The 18,453-nt window shown below is 30.9% G+C and carries 15 protein-coding genes and 1 other RNA gene; 12 read left to right on the forward strand and 4 right to left on the reverse strand.

Features of this window, described 5'->3' with window-relative positions:
• Window positions 1–21 precede the first annotated feature (21 nt).
• The 6 genes from Q0870_RS07085 to Q0870_RS07110 all read left to right on the forward strand — a co-directional run bounded on the left by Q0870_RS07085 (window position 22) and on the right by Q0870_RS07110 (window position 8,063).
• Window positions 22–432, forward strand: coding sequence for a hypothetical protein (locus Q0870_RS07085; RefSeq protein WP_298553765.1), 411 nt, complete (start codon window positions 22–24; stop codon window positions 430–432).
• A 123-nt stretch (window positions 433–555) separates the two neighbouring features.
• Window positions 556–2,832 carry a TonB-dependent receptor plug domain-containing protein gene (locus tag Q0870_RS07090; protein WP_298553768.1) on the forward strand — a complete coding sequence of 759 codons (2,277 nt, stop codon included), beginning with the start codon at window positions 556–558 and terminating at the stop codon, window positions 2,830–2,832.
• Window positions 2,833–3,016: 184 nt separating this feature from the next.
• Window positions 3,017–3,463, forward strand: a complete 447-nt coding sequence (locus Q0870_RS07095) for a protein-disulfide reductase DsbD domain-containing protein (protein ID WP_298553771.1) — start codon at window positions 3,017–3,019, stop codon at window positions 3,461–3,463.
• A gap of 26 nt (window positions 3,464–3,489) precedes the next feature.
• Complete coding sequence (locus Q0870_RS07100) at window positions 3,490–5,478, forward strand: thioredoxin family protein (protein ID WP_298553774.1); 1,989 nt, start codon at window positions 3,490–3,492, stop codon at window positions 5,476–5,478.
• Window positions 5,479–5,486: 8 nt separating this feature from the next.
• The gene (locus Q0870_RS07105) at window positions 5,487–6,491 is read left to right on the forward strand and encodes a TlpA disulfide reductase family protein (protein WP_298553777.1); all 1,005 of its coding nucleotides are present in this window, start codon (window positions 5,487–5,489) and stop codon (window positions 6,489–6,491) included.
• An 84-nt stretch (window positions 6,492–6,575) separates the two neighbouring features.
• Complete coding sequence (locus tag Q0870_RS07110; protein ID WP_298553780.1) at window positions 6,576–8,063, forward strand: aminotransferase class V-fold PLP-dependent enzyme; 1,488 nt, start codon at window positions 6,576–6,578, stop codon at window positions 8,061–8,063.
• A 36-nt stretch (window positions 8,064–8,099) separates the two neighbouring features.
• On the opposite strand, the gene Q0870_RS07115 is transcribed toward Q0870_RS07110, so the two are convergent.
• A complete protein-coding gene (locus Q0870_RS07115) occupies window positions 8,100–9,134 on the reverse strand; it encodes a glutaminyl-peptide cyclotransferase (protein WP_298553783.1) in 1,035 nt (344 codons plus the stop codon).
• Between the two features lie 88 nt (window positions 9,135–9,222).
• Here Q0870_RS07115 and ffs point away from each other — a divergent pair.
• The 3 genes from ffs (at window position 9,223) to Q0870_RS07130 (ending at window position 10,733) form a co-directional block, all read left to right on the forward strand.
• Window positions 9,223–9,321: signal recognition particle sRNA small type (gene ffs, locus Q0870_RS07120), an RNA gene on the forward strand.
• 234 nt (window positions 9,322–9,555) lie between these two features.
• Window positions 9,556–10,359 carry an SDR family oxidoreductase gene (locus Q0870_RS07125; RefSeq protein ID WP_298553786.1) on the forward strand — a complete coding sequence of 268 codons (804 nt, stop codon included), beginning with the start codon at window positions 9,556–9,558 and terminating at the stop codon, window positions 10,357–10,359.
• Window positions 10,356–10,733, forward strand: coding sequence for a hypothetical protein (locus Q0870_RS07130; protein WP_298553789.1), 378 nt, complete (start codon window positions 10,356–10,358; stop codon window positions 10,731–10,733). Before Q0870_RS07125 ends, Q0870_RS07130 begins: the two co-directional genes overlap by 4 nt.
• A 13-nt stretch (window positions 10,734–10,746) precedes the next feature.
• Here Q0870_RS07130 and Q0870_RS07135 read toward each other — a convergent pair whose 3' ends face one another.
• Complete coding sequence (locus tag Q0870_RS07135) at window positions 10,747–12,168, reverse strand: hypothetical protein (RefSeq protein ID WP_298553792.1); 1,422 nt, start codon at window positions 12,166–12,168, stop codon at window positions 10,747–10,749.
• A 176-nt stretch (window positions 12,169–12,344) separates the two neighbouring features.
• On the opposite strand from Q0870_RS07135, the gene Q0870_RS07140 reads away from it, so the two are divergent.
• Window positions 12,345–13,970: an ABC-F family ATP-binding cassette domain-containing protein gene (locus Q0870_RS07140; protein ID WP_298553795.1), complete on the forward strand. Its 1,626-nt coding sequence runs from the start codon at window positions 12,345–12,347 to the stop codon at window positions 13,968–13,970.
• Here Q0870_RS07140 and Q0870_RS07145 read toward each other — a convergent pair.
• On the reverse strand, window positions 13,967–14,200 hold the full coding sequence (locus Q0870_RS07145) for a DUF2007 domain-containing protein (RefSeq protein ID WP_298553799.1): 234 nt from the start codon (window positions 14,198–14,200) through the stop codon (window positions 13,967–13,969). The two genes, Q0870_RS07140 and Q0870_RS07145, sit on opposite strands and share 4 nt — an antisense overlap.
• 105 nt (window positions 14,201–14,305) lie before the next feature.
• Window positions 14,306–16,732, reverse strand: a complete 2,427-nt coding sequence (gene pheT / locus Q0870_RS07150; RefSeq protein ID WP_298553802.1) for a phenylalanine--tRNA ligase subunit beta — start codon at window positions 16,730–16,732, stop codon at window positions 14,306–14,308.
• Window positions 16,733–16,938: 206 nt separating this feature from the next.
• Between pheT and Q0870_RS07155 the strand changes: the two genes are divergently transcribed.
• Window positions 16,939–17,628 (forward strand): Crp/Fnr family transcriptional regulator, encoded by a 690-nt coding sequence (locus Q0870_RS07155; protein ID WP_298553804.1) that lies wholly within the window; start codon window positions 16,939–16,941, stop codon window positions 17,626–17,628.
• A 70-nt stretch (window positions 17,629–17,698) separates the two neighbouring features.
• Window positions 17,699–18,403: a Crp/Fnr family transcriptional regulator gene (locus Q0870_RS07160; RefSeq protein WP_298553807.1), complete on the forward strand. Its 705-nt coding sequence runs from the start codon at window positions 17,699–17,701 to the stop codon at window positions 18,401–18,403.
• Window positions 18,404–18,453: the final 50 nt, after the last annotated feature.

Raw genomic sequence — 18,453 nt, forward strand, 5'->3', positions numbered from 1 at the left:
TTTGTTATTAAGATTGTTGCTATGGCATTGAGTATTTGTTATGCCTTTGGGCCATCTCATAATGAAATTAATAAATTATTACATATACTTACGCATCAGTTAGAAATGCCTGATACTGTTTTAGTTCATTCAAACTTAAATGATTTAGAACATGATGACGTCCATTTTTTTAAAAACGAACAAAAGGGTCTTCATAATCATAAGGTTTTAGAAATATTAGATAATATATTAGAAGCTTCAAATAGTGAAAGTGATTCTGAAAATTCAGAGCTAGTAAATCAAAAAATAGATAAACATATAAGAGTTAAAAAGAGACTTAAGAAACAAGTCTTGTTTCTATCTTTACAAATAGAACAAACCTTCCTATTCAATCCTCGAAAAATTCAAGAAGGATTTATTAAAAAAACTATTGAACCTCCACAGATGGTTTAAAATTATGTTTTGTTGCTTTAAATTTTAAAACAGCAACCGTCTAGAATTAACTAATTCACACAAATTTTATTTATAAAACTCTCGTAGAGGTGTTAACTTCTTAACGAGTAAAATACAATAGCTATGTTAAAAAATACAATAACATTATTTATTTTTCTATTTGGTATTGGGATAATTAATGCCCACGAACTAAGCGGAACAGTAATTTCAGAAGAGAATGGTAAACCCTTGCAAGGTGTTGGGGTTTACAATAAAAACACTGGGGCATATACCTATACAAATGTTTCAGGCTACTTTGAACTGGATGATATTTCGGTTGGAGATGTCGTTTATTTCTATCAATTAGGTTATAAAAATGAAGAGCTTGTTATTAATGAATCTCATTTAGATAGCACGGTCGATATTTATTTAGTAATATCATCAGCTTCATTAGATCAAGTTCTAATCGTTTCAAAAGTGAATACATTAAGTACTATTTTAAATTTAGATTTAAAAACGAGCCCAGTAAAATCTTCACAAGAAGTATTAAGAAAAATACCTGGTTTAATAATTGGTCAACATGCCGGTGGAGGTAAGGCAGAACAAATTTTCTTACGAGGTTTCGATATTGATCACGGAACAGATATTGCTATAGATGTTGATGGTATGCCTGTAAATATGGTGTCTCATGCGCATGGTCAAGGCTATGCCGATATGCACTTTATAATTCCTGAAACTATTGATAATATCGATTTTGGTAAAGGATCATATTACGCAGATAAAGGGAACTTTAATACAGCAGGTTATGTAGATATCCAAACTAAAAAAACCATAGATAAGAATTTAATTTCTGTTGAAGCAGGACAGTTTAATACGGTTCGAGCTATAAGTATGCTAAAAATTTGGGATGGAGAGAACAGTAATGCTTACGTAGCTAGTGAGATGAATTTAACAGATGGTGTATTTGATTCTCCCCAAAACTTCAACCGTTTAAATATAATGGGGCGTTATAATTATAACAATTATAAAGACCAAGAGTTCAATTTATCGCTTTCGCATTTCCAGAGCAAGTGGGATGCATCAGGGCAAATTCCTGTACGTGCTGTTGAAAGCGGACAAATAGGGCGTTTTGGAGCTATTGATGATACTGAAGGCGGTAATACAAGTAGAACTAATATTTGGATGAATCATATTCAACATTTTGATGAACATACCAGTTTAAAATCATCAGCCTATGTTACTCAATATGATTTTGAGCTATTTTCAAACTTTACTTTCTTTTTAGATGACCCTGTAAATGCAGATCAAATTCGTCAATATGAAGATAGAACAATTATTGGGGCTAAGAGTGTTTACGAAAAGTCTTTTCATTTAGATGATCATGATAAGCAACTAAAATTCAGAGCAGGAGTAGGTTTTAGGTATGATGACGTTAATGAAAATCAACTGTCTCGTACTAAAAATAGACAAGAGTTGTTAGAACGATTGGCTTATGGAAATGTAGATGAACTCAATGCTTTTTCCTTTTCAGACCTAACATATAAGGTAAATAAATGGACATTTAATCCTGGATTACGTTTAGACTATTTTACGTTTGATTATGAAAACTTGTTAACTGAAACTTATGACAGCAGAAGTGAGAATCAGGTGTTGTTAAGTCCAAAAATGAATTTTATTTATGCTGCTTCACCCAAAACTCAATTATTCTTAAAAACGGGTTTAGGTTATCATTCCAATGATACACGTTTTGTAGTAGCTACACGAGAAGAGATTCAAGCTCAAAATCCAGATATTACAATAAGGGATATTGAAAGATTACCTACAGCTTTAAGTATGGATTTAGGTACAATATGGAAGCCAACATCGAAACTTGTAATTAATGCTGCTTTATGGGCCTTATTTTTAGAGCAAGAATTTGTATATGTTGGTGATGCAGCAGTTGTTGAACCAAGTGGAAAAACTAGACGTTTAGGTGTAGATTTTGGGTTACGTTATGAGATTGCAGATTGGTTATATTTCAATACAGATATAAATTATACTGTTGCAAGAAGTACAGAAGAATCTGACGGACAAGATTATATTCCGTTAGCGCCAGATTTAACATCGGCTGGAGGCTTAAACTTTAAAGATTTAAATAATTTTTCTGGAGGTCTTAGCTATAGGTATATTAAGGACAGACCTGCAAATGAGGATAACTCAATAGTTGCAGAAGGCTATTTCGTTACAGATTTAAATTTGAACTATACCCATAAAAACTGGACCTTTGGGTTAATAGTTGAAAATTTACTAGATACAGAATGGAACGAAACACAGTTCGCAACAGAGAGTAGATTAATTGATGAACCAGAGTCTGCCGAAGAAATACATTTCACACCAGGTACACCTTTCTTTTTAAGAGGTAAAGTGTCTGTTAGGTTTTAAAATTAATTCGTTTTTATATTGAAGCGCACTTTTATGGTGCGCTTTTTGTTTGTATTTTTTAACTTTAACATATTATTAGTATGGATTATAAGGTTTTATCGACTGTTTATGTAACAGGAGAAAATCTTTCTTGCTATTTTTGTTTTAATAATTTCAAGACTCAATCTACTAAGTAAAAACATTTATGAAAAACATATTCTTAAGTATATTCATATTCATTTCTGCGCATGCGTTTTCTCAAATTCTAGAACCGGTTAAATGGTCTACTGATGTGAAAAAAATATCTAGCACAGAATACGAACTTATCGCCATAGCAACAATTGATGAAAAATGGCATTTATATTCACAAAATGTACCAGAAGGTGGCCCTATACCAACAGTATTTACTTTTGTTGGAAATCCCAATTATTTAAAAAAAGGAAACACAAAGGAAGAAATAGGGATAACAGTAGATGATCTTACATTTAATATGCGTGTTACATATTTTGAGAATAAAACAACTTTTAAGCAACGTATTAAGGTGAAAAAGAAACCGCCGTTCAGCATAGCTTCAGAAGTTCAATATATGGTCTGCGATGATGCCAAATGTATAATGCCTGAACCAGAAAACCTTACTTTTAATATCCAATAGTGTTTTAGTTTACAATTATTTTCAGAATGAAAAGATTTCTTTTTTTATTAGCATTAGTAACGATTACTTCAGGTCATACACAGATTTTAGAGCCAGTAAAATGGAAAACATCTGTTGAGAAAATTTCTGATACAGAGTATAATCTTGTTAGTACCGCATCAATTGAATCTGGGTGGCATTTGTACTCTCAAGATGTTCCGGAAGATGGACCAATACCAACAACATTTTCTTTTGATGATGCAGATGGGTCTTTCAAGTTTATTGGTAATACAAGTGAAGAAGAAGGGCACATAATAGACGACCCTGTTTTTCAAATGAAAATAAAATTCTTTGAGAAATCTACTGAGTTTAAGCAAAAGGTAGAATTAATTGGAAACAAGTCAACAATTAAAGGAATTGTTGAATTTATGGTTTGTGATGATACGCGTTGTTTGCCTCCAACTGAAGTAGATTTGGTGTTCAATATTGATGGGATTAGTAATACGGATAGTTTGAGTGCTGTAGGAGAGGAGTTAATAGATAATGAATCAGTGAATAATATGCTTTATGGCATGAATCCTAGTGATGTAACATTACGTTCTGGTAAAATAGAAGTAAAAAAATCACTTTGGACTATTTTTGGGTTAGGATTCTTGGGTGGTTTATTAGCGCTTTTAACGCCTTGTGTGTTTCCAATGATTCCATTAACAGTTAGTTTTTTTACAAAAAAAGGGAGTCAAAGTAAAGGTTCAGGTGTTGGAAAAGCATTGCTATATGGCTTCTTTATATTGTTAGTATATTTAATATTAAGTATTCCTTTTCATCTTTTAGATTCCGTTAATCCTGATATTTTAAATGAAATATCCACAAATGTTTGGCTAAATGTAATCTTCTTTTTAGTGTTTCTGTTTTTTGCATTTTCATTCTTTGGCTATTATGAATTAACATTGCCGGCAAGTTGGACAAATAAAACTACTAAAGGCGAAAATGCTGGAGGTATAATAGGTGTGTTCTTTATGGCTCTAACCTTAGCTATTGTTTCCTTTTCATGTACAGGACCTATTTTAGGGTCGTTGTTAGCAGGTTCTCTTACAGCTGATGGTGGTGCTTGGCAGCTAACCGCAGGTATGGCTGGTTTTGGGGTTTCTCTCGGACTTCCATTTGCCTTATTCGCTATGTTTCCTAATATGATGAATGCCTTACCAAAATCTGGTGGTTGGTTAAACACAACAAAAGTCATTTTAGGGTTTTTAGAATTAGCCTTAGCCTTCAAATTTTTATCGAATGCCGATTTAGTAAAACATTGGGGGGTATTAAAAATTGAACCCTTTTTAATACTTTGGATTATCATTTTTGCTGCTTTAGCACTTTATTTATTTGGAAAAATTAAATTCCCACATGATTCACCCATAAAAAAATTATCCTTTGCAAGGATTTCTGGAGGAATTTTAGTGGCAGCATTTGCTATTTATTTAGCGTCAGGATTTAGAGTAAATAAAGAAACAAATACATTTACACCTTTAACGTTATTGAGTGGATTAGCGCCTCCTGTTGGTTATTCTTGGTTTTATCCAAGTACTTCAACAAACAATTTAAATACCTTTAAAGATTTAAAGGCAGGAATCAATTATGCTAAACAAGTGAATAAACCTATTATGATTGATTTTACAGGTTACGCGTGTGTAAACTGTAGAAAAATGGAAGAACATATATGGCCACTAGAAAAAATAGATAATTACTTGCGAAATGAGTATGTTTTAATTTCACTTTATGTTGATGATAAGGAGGATTTACCGTCCTATGAAAAAGTTGAGGTGAATAGGGTTAATGGCGGGAAGCGATTACTGAAAAACTACGGACATAAATGGGCTAATTTCCAGACACAATTTTTTAAATCGAATTCGCAGCCATACTATGTATTATTAAATTCTGATGGGACTCAAGTTTTAAATGAACCTGTTGGTTATACACCAGACGAAGCTGAGTATGTTAAGTTTTTAGAGCAAGGTTTAAAAGCATTTCAAAATATTAAATAATAAAAATTATGAAAAGACTAATTTGCATATTAACACTTGCAATAGTTTTTGTGTCTTGTAAAAAAGATGAAGCTAAAGATTATGTGACGCTTTCTGGTAAAATTGAAAACCCGAGTTCAGAGGCTTTAGTTATTTCGCAGAATAATATCATTAAAGAGATGAAAGTAAATACTGACGGTACGTTTTCTGACACCTTAAAAGTAACACCCGGAAAATATATTTTATTTGATGGAACAGAACAGGCTTATCTATATTTAAAAAATGGATTTGACTTAAAAATTACTTTAGATACAAAAGCGTTTGATGAATCTATTAGTTATTCAGGAATAGGGGAAGACGCTAATAATTACTTAGCAGAAAAAGTGTTATTGAGAGAATTACTTTTGGATAATCATGAATTAATGGATGCTAATAAAGTTGATTTTGATAAAAAAGTAAGTTCGAGCATAAAAGAATTACAGGATTTATTAAATAATGTACCTAATCTTGATGCTACATTTATAGCTAATGAAGAAAAGAGCTTTAAAGCAATGGCGGAACGGTTGGCCGTAGCCTTTAATAAAAAAAATAAAGCGGCTGGTATCTTTAAAGGCAAAGCATCCCCTAAGTTTAATAATTACGAAAATTATGCTGGAGGAAGTACGTCATTAGACGATTTAAAAGGTAAGTATGTTTATATAGATTTATGGGCTACATGGTGTGGCCCCTGTAAAGCAGAAATCCCATCTTTAAAAAGAATAGAAAAGGCATATCATGATAAAAACATTGTGTTTGTTAGTATATCTTTAGATAGAGCAAATGCATACCAAACTTGGCGAGATATGGTTGATGATAAAAAAATGTCAGGTATACAATTATACGCTAAAGGCGATGAAAAATTTGCTAGAGATTATAATGTTTCTGCTATTCCAAGGTTTATTTTAATTGATCCAAAAGGAAATGTTGTTGATGAGAATGCTCCAAGGCCTTCAAATAAAAAGCTAATTGAACTATTTGAAGAATTAAATATATAATCTTATATAAGTAATAGTTTTTGAGTAAGAGCATGGTCTTCAATTATTATCTTTGATTAGATAATTCAATAATAATCTAACAGTATGAGTTCTAAAATGGAGTCTTCAAAACTTGGACAATATTTTGAGCAGTTTCGGAATAACATTATTGGTGTTGATAAATATTTTGATTCTCCATACGGAAGGAAAAAAATTATTTATGCCGATTGGACAGCTAGTGGAAGATTGTATAGGCCAATTGAAGAAAAACTATTAAATGAAATAGGACCTTATGTGGCTAACACACATACCGAAACATCTATAACAGGGTCTACTATGACTTTGGCTTATCATGAAGCCAGAAACATTATTAAAAGACATGTAAATGCTTCAAAAGATGATGTCCTGATAACAGTTGGAACGGGTATGACAGGTGCCATAAATAAATTTCAACGTATACTAGGGCTTAAACTTTGCGAAAACTTAAAAGAGAATACTGAAGTTCCAGAGGAAAAGCGACCAATTATTTTTGTGTCGCATATGGAACATCATTCTAACCAAACCTCTTGGTTAGAAACTATTGCTAGGGTAGAAGTAATTCCTTCTAATAAAGGTGGCTTGCCATGTGCAATAAAATTAAAATCACTTATTGAAAAACACAAAGAGTGTCCAATAAAAATAGCAGCAATCACAGGGTGTTCTAACGTTACAGGGATTAGAACAAATTACCATGAAGTTGCAAAAATAATGCATCAAAACAATGGATTATGCTTTGTGGATTTTGCTTGTTCTGCACCTTACGTAAATATTAATATGCATCCAAAAGATGAAGATGAATATCTGGATGCTATTACCTTTTCTCCTCACAAATTTTTAGGAGGTCCAGGAGCATCAGGAGTATTGATTTTCAATAAAAAATTATATAAAAATTTAGTACCAGATAATCCAGGTGGCGGAACAGTAAGTTATACCAACCCTTGGGGGAATCATGATTATATAGATGATATTGAAACCAGAGAAGATGGTGGAACTCCGGGTTTCTTACAAGCTATTCGGGTTGCATTATCTATTCAATTGAAAGAAGAAATGGGTGTTAAAAACATCTTAGACCGAGAACATGAATTGAATGTTATTGTTTTTGATAAACTTTCTAAAATTGAAAACCTTAAAATTTTAGCATCTGAACATAAAGATAGGTTAGGTGTGTTTTCTTTTTTTATTGAAAATGTTCATTATAATTTAATTGTAAAACTCTTAAATGATAAATTTGGAGTACAAACACGCGGTGGATGTTCTTGCGCTGGAACTTATGGACATTATTTACTGCATGTGGATCAATTAACTTCTAAAGCTATTGAGGAAAAAATACTTGAAGGTTGTTTAATGGAACGCCCAGGTTGGATTCGTATGTCTATTCATCCTACAATGAGTAATAATGAAATAGAATTCATTTGTGAAGCTATTGCAGAAGTTTCAGAGCATTATCAAGTATGGGGTAAAGATTATGAATATAATGCCTTAAAAAATGAGTATGTACATATGGGAAACCATAATATAGAAAAGATTATAACTAAAAACTGGTTTAAACTTTAAAGTTTAAACCAGTTTAAATATATCTTTTTAAAGCTTTTATTTCTCTACAATCTCGACCTCAAATAGCTTATCCCAACGCTTACCAGTAACAAAAATAGTTTTCGTTTTTGGGTTGTATGCAATACCATTTAGAACATCTAATCCCTTATGTTGTGTAACAAGTTTCTTTAGTGGTTTGAAGTCTACAACTCCAATTACAGCTCCATTTTCAGGGTTAATTATGGCAACGCCATCTTTTTGATAACGATTGGCATATATTTTTCCGTCTATCCATTCCATTTCATTAATACCTATAATTTTGCCTTTATTGGTATACACTTGAATGTATTCTTGCTCAGCTAAAGTTTCGGAATTTAATAACCATATTTTTTCAGTGCCATCACTTTTATAAATAGTGTTGTTATAATTACATAAACCCCAACCTTCTTTACTGTTTCCATACCTAAAGCTACTTAGTTTTTCAAACGTATTAACGTCGTATACAAAACCAGTTCCATTCTGCCATGTAAGTTGATAAACTTTATTGTTTAAAATGGTTAATCCTTCACCAAAATACTCATCGGCTAAATCAATGTTTTTAAGAATAGTACCTGTTTTGTAATCTAACTTTCTAAGTTTTGATTCTTTAAGTTGCCCTGTACTTTCATAAAGGGTATCATTATGAAACTCTAAACCTTGTGTATAAGAAGTTATATCGTGCGGGTATTCATTTATAATTTTATAAGTATATACTTTTGGTAATTCACTATTTAAAATGGTTACTGTTGATGTTGTTGTTTGTTTCTCACCATCAAAATATACGGTGGCTTCAATAGTATGCTTTCCTAGCTTAAAATCATTCAATGCAGAATCATTAGTGATTTTTTCTCCATTTAAGCGGTATGAAACAGAATCTATAGTATGATTTTTTTTGTTTTCTATAGACAGTTTTAAAGTTTCACTATTAACAATATTACCTTTTATAGCATTCGTTTTAATTGTAAAATCACTTTTTTTTTGACCAGAATTAGAGCCACAAGAAATAAGTATTCCACCTAAAAATATGATTGTGAGATATTTGAATGTATTCATTTTGAATTTATAATTTATAGCAAGATATTTATTTAAAATCGGTTTAAAAAATCATTGTGAAAATTTTAAAAGGTTGTATCTTTGTAGCTGGCAAGTCCTACACAACCAGCTCCTGTTGAATCCTCCAGGTCGGGAACGAAGCAAAGGTAAATGGTCGTAGCGGTGTGATGTAGGTAGCTTGCCTTTTTTTGTACAATAAACTTAAATCTTGAAAGCTTTGGCGAATCAAGATTTTTTAGTTTATTTTAGATAGATTGTCTACAAAAGTATATTTCTAACTTTTTGTCACATTGAGCGCAGTCGAAATGCATTGATATTAAGTCTTTATAAGTTTTTCGACTGCGCTCAAAATGACATTATTTTTTTTAGACATTTTCATCTCATTAATATTATCGTATTTTTAAAGAATTAAATAAATAGCATGTCTAAAGTTGTTTTAATAACTGGTGGTTCATCAGGAATTGGTAAATCTATTGGTGAGTTTTTAATTGATAAGGGCTATATAGTTTATGGTACAAGTAGAAGTCCTGAAAAGTATAAAGCAAGTAAGTTTCCAATTTTACTTTTAGATGTAAAGGATGAAGCTACTATTTTAATAACTGTTAATACTATTATTGAAAATGAAGGCAAGTTAGATGTGGTTATTAATAATGCAGGTGCAGGAATAACTGGTCCAATTGAGGAAACTCCTAATGAAGAAATAAAAAATAATTTTGAAACTAATTTTTTTGGACCAATACATGTTATTAAAGCGGTATTGCCTCAAATGCGTAAGCAACATTCTGGGTTAATTATTAATGTAACCTCAATTGCTGGTTATATGGGATTGCCTTATCGTGGTATTTACAGTGCTAGTAAAGGTGCTTTAGAACTTCTAACTGAAGCATTTAGAATGGAGATAAAAGACTTTAATATAAAAATGACAAATGTTGCCCCAGGAGATTTTGCAACTAATATAGCAGCTGGTAGGTATCATGTACCATTACTAGATAAATCGCCATATAAAAACCCTTATGGAGATACTTTAGAGTTGATGAATGAGCATGTAGATAATGGAAGTGACCCTGATATGATGGCTAAAGCAGTCTACAAAATTATAAACACGAAAAACCCGAAAGTACACTATAAGGTTGGTGAGTTTATGCAGAAATTTTCTATCGTTTTAAAACGAATTTTACCAGATAAGGTTTATGAAAAAATGTTGATGAAGCATTATAAGTTATGAAGTATTTATCCGTTTGCTCGTTATTTCTTTTTACTTCATGTTTTTTGATGCCACTTGGTGCACCTCATAAACATTGCTATCAATCAGATACCAATAGTGAGTTTAAGTATATTAATGTGTTTTGCACACCGCATAGCAAAAGGTATATTTATTCTGACGAAAAAGATTTGGATATAAAAGTTTACTCAAAAAATGTTTTCGAATCTGAAGATGTTTCAATGGTATATGGTAATCACTTTAATCAAGAATTCTACATAAAAGATGTTAGAATAAATGATAGAAAGTTTCATAGGTTATTTAAACAAGATACGCTTGTATTGACAATTAAATCCACTAAAGAAAAGTTATTGTTTTTTTCTCAGGAAAGAGAATAATGAAAAAATCAAGTTATCTATTTATCAATCCAAGTAGTTGTTCTTCAAAATTAATTGAGAAAATATTGGTGTTACTATTAACAATGTTTTTGTTTTTATCTACAAGAAAGGTTTTTGTCATAGGATAAATAGCTAATTGTTCAGATGATTCTTTAGGATTTTTAAATATGAATTCATTATTGTTATTAAACCCATGACCTTCTAAAAGTCTTTTTGATTTCTCAAAGTTATCCATATCCATGTTTATTGAAATGAATTTAACTTCAGGATATTTCAACTTTAATTCTTTAAGTTTATAATGACTCTCCTTAAAATGATCATAATATTTGTTAGACCAGAAGCTTAAAACAGTAGGAGAATCTATTTGAGTACTAATTTCTGAAATCTTTTTGTTATAGTTTATAACTATAAGGTTCGGTAATTTATCGCCTTCTTTAAGCTTGTTAACAGAGCTTGTATAACGCAATATCATGTTTTTACCTTTTTCACTTTTACTTTTATTTAAAAAAGATTTTAAAAGTGTATTGTTGTTCTTTTTATTTTTACTTTTAGAAAGATAACCCATAGTGAAATGATATAATAAATTATCTTTTATGCTTGGGTTTAATATTAAGCTATCAATAAGTGCTAATCTATCTAAATTGTAGCACAAAGATTTTCTGTCAAAACACGCATTATTTTCATGTATATCATGTGTTTTTAGAGTTAAATTACTTAAATTATATCTTAAGAACTTATTGTAAATATGATGATGGCTTAAAAACTCATCATTGTAATTAATTTCTTTTCTGTAATCATAAAAGTCATTAGGCAATGATTTTAAAATAGCTGCTTTATTCTTACCGTAATGCACAAAAGGGTAAACCTCTTTGCTTGAATAATAAGAATAATCAATATTTGCATTTGCTATTTTTATAAAGAGGGGAGATAAATTATATTTTTCAGATATATGGTTTAGAGTTTTTACTTTTGTAGCTTTTAAAGAGTCTACTCGTTTCTGGAAAGTAGCACCATTAAGTTGGCAAAGCCCAATAATGTATTTTTCTTCTTTTTCGTTTTCTATAAACTCATTAATAAAATAGTTGTTCTTTTTATCTCCTTTACCACTAAATACAAGAGATTCATCAAAATCTAATGTATTTAGTCTAAACAATAAACTGTCTTCTGGTTCTAAAAGAATTAATTGGTACTCACCACCATGCCTAAAGGTGTATAAACCTTCTGTTAAATCATCAATTTTATATAAAAACCTGTTTTTACCATCCAGATTAACCGTATCAATAATAGCTTCATTTTTAGACAAAACAATAAAGTCGGTATTCGGATTAATTATTTCACCTCCTAGGTAAGCATAATCCAAAGCAGACTCTTTGTTATCTTTTTTGCAACCTAGTACTGTTAAAACAATAAATACAATAGTAAAGCTAAACTTCATAAATCCCTTCTGAGTAGTTGTAACAACAAAAATATAGCTTGTTCCTATAAAGTCCTGTTAATGCGTTGTTAAATGTTTACTAAACAAAATCGCTTATAAATACTTAAAATTAGGGAAACTAAGTTTCGTCTAACCAATGTAATTTTCTACTTTTGCAAAAAATTAAATAGTCCTTTATGTTATCAGTATCAAATCTTTCTGTTCAATTCGGTAAACGTGTTCTTTTTGATGAAGTTAATACGACTTTTAATAATGGTAATTGCTATGGTATTATTGGAGCCAATGGGTCTGGGAAATCAACTTTTTTAAAGATTATTTCTGGCAAACAAGAACCTACTTCTGGTCATGTGTCTTTAGAGTCAGGTAAACGTATGTCTGTTTTAGAGCAAAATCATAATTTATATGATGAACACACTGTTTTAGAAACAATTTTGATGGGAAATAAGCCACTATTTAAAATTAAAACTGAAATTGATGCACTTTATGCTGATTATTCAGATGAAAATGCTGAAAAAATAGGAGAGCTTCAAGTAAAATTTGAAGAAATGGATGGCTGGAATGCAGATAGTAATGCAGCCTCTATGTTATCTAATTTAGGTATAAAAGAAGAGTTTCATTATACTTTAATGGCCGATTTAGATGGTAAACAAAAAGTACGTGTTTTACTAGCTCAAGCATTATTTGGAAATCCTGATGTGTTGATTATGGATGAGCCAACCAATGATTTGGATTACGAAACCATTTCTTGGTTAGAAAACTTCTTAGCAAATTACGATAACTGCGTAATCGTTGTATCTCATGATAGACACTTTCTAGATGCCGTTTGTACACATATTTCTGATATTGATTTTGGTAAAATAAATCATTATTCAGGAAACTATACATTTTGGTATGAGTCTTCTCAATTAGCAGCAAGACAACATGCACAACAGAATAAAAAAGCTGAAGAGAAAAAGAAAGAGTTAGAAGAATTTATTCGTCGCTTTTCAGCCAACGTTGCAAAAAGTAAGCAAGCAACAAGTAGAAAGAAAATGATTGAAAAGCTTAATATCGCAGATATTAGAAGAACCAGTCGTCGTTATCCAGCTATTATTTTTGAACGCGAAAGAGAAGCGGGAGATCAAATATTAAATATTGATGGTTTAACAGCTTCACTAGAAGGTGAAACCTTGTTTAAAAATATAGATTTAAATCTTGCAAAAGGCGATAAAGTAGTTGTGTTTTCTAGAGATTCTAGAGCAACAACAGCGTTTTATCAAATATTGAATAATAAAGAAAAGGCAGATTCAGGAAAGTTTATGTGGGGCGTTACCACAACACAATCTTATTTACCATTAGATAATAGCGAGTTTTTTAATAACGAATTAACCTTAATAGATTGGTTGCGCCAATGGGCAACAACTGAGGAAGAACGCGAAGAAGTTAATATTCGTGGTTTTCTAGGAAAAATGATTTTTAGTGGCGAAGAAGCTTTTAAAAAATCATCGGTACTATCTGGAGGTGAAAAAGTAAGATGTATGCTATCTAGAATGATGATGATGAGAGCAAACGTTTTGCAATTAGATGAACCAACAAACCATCTAGATTTAGAGAGTATCACGGCATTTAACAACTCTCTGAAAAACTTCAAAGGCACCATTTTATTCACAACGCACGATCATGAGTTTGCTCAAACTGTTGCAAACAGAGTAGTAGAATTAACCCCAAATGGCGTTATTGACCGTTACACAACTTTTGATGAATATATGCAAGACAAAAAAATTAAGGAGTTACGAGATAAAATGTATGCGGTAACGGCTTAGTCTAACTCCAATTCAGAAGTTAAACTTTTAATAATTGGAGTCACTTTTTCAAGTTCTTCTTTATGAACATGAATTTCTTGTAACCCCTGAATAGATGCACCAAAACCTGCTAATCTTCCAGATTCAGATTCGTCTTTAATAATTGCACAAATATTTAAATTTTGAAGCTCAGTAAATATGCGTTGAACTTCAATAAAATTTCCTGAAAACACTTTAATGTAATTAGACATAGTTTATAAAGTTTAAAAGTTGTTTTCTAAATATACGAAATTTTCAAATGCGCCCAACAAAAAAGCCAGCTATAAGCTGGCTTTAAGTTGTTAAAGTTTTTATAATTATCTTAACTCTGCTCCAAGTTGTTTTTCAAAACTAGTTTGTAGTTTACTCATAATCTTATCAATTTGTTTATCAGTAAGCGTTTTGTTTTCATCTTGAAGTGTAAAACTAACCGCATAACTCTTTTTACCTTTTGGTAAGTTTTTACCTTGATATACATCAAATAGATTTACATCTCTAAGTAATTGTTTTTCACTTTGCTTGGCTATTTTATAAATAGATTCAAAAGTAACGTTGTCATCCAAAAGTAAGGCGAAATCTCGCCGTACTTCAGGGTATTTAGGGATAGCCTTAAACTTAATTTTATTATGCCTAACCAAATCTAAAATAGTATCCCATTTAAAATCTGCATAAATCACATCTTGAGCAATATCAAAATGTTTTAAAATAGACTTTTTTACCAAACCAAATTCTACCAATTTGTTTTTACCTAACCCTAAACTAATGCCTTCAGCAAATAAATCGTTTTTAATTGGCGACTCCTGGAACTTAGAAATGCCTAAACGCTCAAGAATTGAAGTAATTAAGCCTTTCATTAAAAAGAAATCACTTTTTTTACTTTTACTAATCCAATTTTCAGAGGATTGATTGCCAGTTATGATAAGAGATAAATGCTTAAATTCTTCACGTTTATCATCATAACCATGATAGGTTTTTCCAAATTCAAACAACTTTAAATCTGATCGCTTTCTGTTTATATTAAATGAAACGGCTTCTAAACCTGAAAATAATAAAGACTGCCTTAAAACTGATAAATCATTACTTAAAGGGTTTAACATAGTAATGTTATGTTCATCCTTTAATTGTTCACTTAAAGCTACATAATTTGGAGTTGTAAGCGAATTTGAAAGAATTTCATAATAACCTTGTGAAGCCAATTGATTCCCAACAATGTTTTGAATTTTATAATCTTCAAAACGTGTTGTTGTGGATATGGATGCGTTAAGTTTTTCGGTAGTTTTAATATTATTATACCCGTAAACTCTTAGTATTTCTTCTATAACATCTGCTTCTCTCTCAACATCGTTTCTAAAAGCAGGAACAGTTAAACCTAAACCAGTTTCGGTTACATTGTTTACTTTTATATCTAAAGAGGTTAAAATACTTTTAATAGTTTCTCTAGGAATTTCTTCTCCTATTAATTTCTTAGCTTTTTCAAAACTTAAACGGACTTCAAAATCTTTAATTTTATTTGGATAAATATCAATAATGTCACTCGTTATTTCACCGCCTGCTAGTTCCTGAATTAGTAATGCAGCGCGTTTTAAAGCATATTCACAAATATTTGGGTCTATACCGCGCTCAAACCTAAATGAAGCATCAGTATTTAAAGCATGACGTTTAGCCGATTTTCTAATACTCACAGGGTTAAAATATGCACTCTCTAAGAAAATACTAGTTGTATTCTCGGTAACTCCAGAATCAATGCCTCCAAAAACTCCAGCAATGCACATTGGTTTTTCGCCATCACAAATCATTAAATCATCTTCATGTAATTCGCGTTCAACACCATCTAAAGTGATAAATTTGGTTCCCGCTTTCAATGTTTTAACTTCAATTTTGTTTCCAGAAATTTTTACAGCGTCAAAAGCATGTAGTGGTTGCCCTAAATCATGTAAAACATAATTAGTTGCATCTACAATATTATTTATTGGACTCAAGCCAATAGCTTTTAATCGGTGTTGTAGCCAAGCAGGAGATTCAGCAACTTTTAAACCAGAAATTGTAACACCACAATATCGAGGTGCTAAGTCTTTATTAATAACATCTACATCTATTTTTAAAGTTCTATTTTCAACATTAAAAGCACTTACAGAAGGTGTTATTAATTCTAAATTAATATCTTTTTGAACCAATCCAGCTTTTAAATCACGAGCAGTTCCTAAATGACTCATTGCATCAGCACGGTTTGGAGTTAAGCCAATTTCAAAAACTTGGTCGTTTTCAATGTTAAAAACATCTGTGGCTAGTGTTCCTACTTTAATTTTATCATCTAAAACTAGGATGCCATCATGAGATTTACCAAGACCTAATTCATCCTCAGCGCAAATCATACCAAAGCTTTCTTCGCCTCTAATCTTACCTTTTTTTATAGTCCAAGATTCACCTTCATCAGTATATAAAGTAGTGCCTATAGTAGCAACAGGTACTTTCTGCCCGGCAGCTACATTAGGTGCTCCACATACAATTTGCAATGGTGCTTCACCACCAACGTTAACTGTTGTTACTTTTAGTTTGTCTGCGTTTGGGTGTTTTACACACGTTAAAACTTCGCCAACAACAACACCTTCTAATCCGCCTTTAACAGATTGGTAGGTTTCTAAACCCTCAACTTCAAGTCCTAAATCGGTAAGTAATTCACTGGTTTGCTCTGGTGCCCAATCTGTTTTTAAAAACTGTTTTAACCAGTTATATGAAATCTTCATAAATCATTATGCTATTAAAGGTAGCAAAGATAAAATATTGCAGCAAGCATTCAAACAAAGCATTATGTTTTGTTTAGTAAATCGTTCTATATTTTTTTAATTTAAAAGAAATTTAATCTTTTAAAACCTTTAAATATAAGCTGATTTTTGTCATTTTTTAAGCACCCATTCAAGCGTACTTTTGCTTAAATTAAAGGTATGAGATTATGTCTAATTATAATGTTTACGTTGGAAAGCAGTTCAACTTTTTTAAAAGCTTATCAAGCAATGAGCTTGCGCTTATAGAGAAAACAACTTCGTTTCTTAAAATAGTTAAAGGCGATATTGTGTTTCTTGAAAATGAACTTTTGCAGAAATTATATTGTATTAAAGAAGGTGCTTGTAAATTTTCTTTAATAGATGATAGCGGAAAAGAGCATATTACCAAATTACTTGGTAAAGGAGACCTTATGGGAAGACGCTCTATTATTACTAATAAAGGAGCTTTAGTTACCGCTACAGCTATAAAAGATACTACGCTTTGTTTACTAGATAAAACGCCAATAATAAAAAGCCTTAGAGAAAATAATGCCTTTTGTCAAGATATCTTAAAAGGGTTTATTGGAGATATGGAAGATGAAACTGAGAAAATTGCATATTTTCAAAATCATGCTACGGTTAAAGTAAGGCTTGCTGGTTTACTAATGTATTTGAATGATAAATTTGGTACTGAAAAGGAAGGTTGGATTAATGTGTCTTTAAAACGCCGTGACATAGCTGGTATTTTAGGAACTACTAGTGAATATATTATTTCTTTATTAGCTTCTTTTAAAGGAAAAAACCTTTTGAGTTTAAAACGTGATAAAATTAAAATCATTTCAGAAAAAGAACTCAGAAAATTTATAAAAACGTGTTGAACCTATAATTTTATAGGTTTCAATTTTTTTTCATCATGTATCTTTATTGCTTCTAAAGACTAACACTTTAATGGAGCAAGATAAAAATGCAAACCGTTGTGAAAACTGTATAGTTAGACAGTTTAATGATTTACATGCATTGAATAGAGATGAACTTAGTGAAGTCTCTAAAGCAAAAGTTTCTAAAATTATAAAAAAGGGAGATATACTTTTTGAAGAAGGCGAGAAATTAAATGGTGTTTTTTGTATTCGTGATGGTGTTTCTAAACTTTCTAAATTAAGCTCTAATGGTAAAGACCAAATAGTTAAATTGGCTACAAAAGGAGAGGTTATTGGTCAAAGTTCTGTAATAGCCGACGAGAAAGTGAATTTGAGTGCTACAGCTTTGAATGATATGCAGGTATGTTTTATTCCTAAAGAAAAAATTGTAAACCCTTTAAAAGCAAATCCTAAATTTACTTTGGAAGTTTTAAAAACGGTTGTTAGTGATTTAAAAGATTCTAATGACACTATTATTAATCTTTCTCAAAAAAATGTTAAACAAAGAATAGCTCAAACACTTATTTATCTTAAAAATAATTATGGAGAAGATAATGAAGGTTATCTAAGCATGAGCTTGTCTAGAGAAGATTTAAGTAGTGTTGTAGGTACAGCAACTGAATCTTGTATAAGAAGTGTTTCTGCTATGAAGAAAGAGGGTTATATTCTAATATCTAACAAGAAAACTAAGATTTTAGATGTTAAAAAACTTGAGCGGCTTATATACGATTTGTAGTATTATATTTCGCTTTTTTTTAAAACCTAACAAATATCACATTTTATAAC

The organism is uncultured Algibacter sp., assembly GCF_947487575.1.
Classification (GTDB): Bacteria; Bacteroidota; Bacteroidia; order Flavobacteriales; family Flavobacteriaceae; genus Algibacter_B.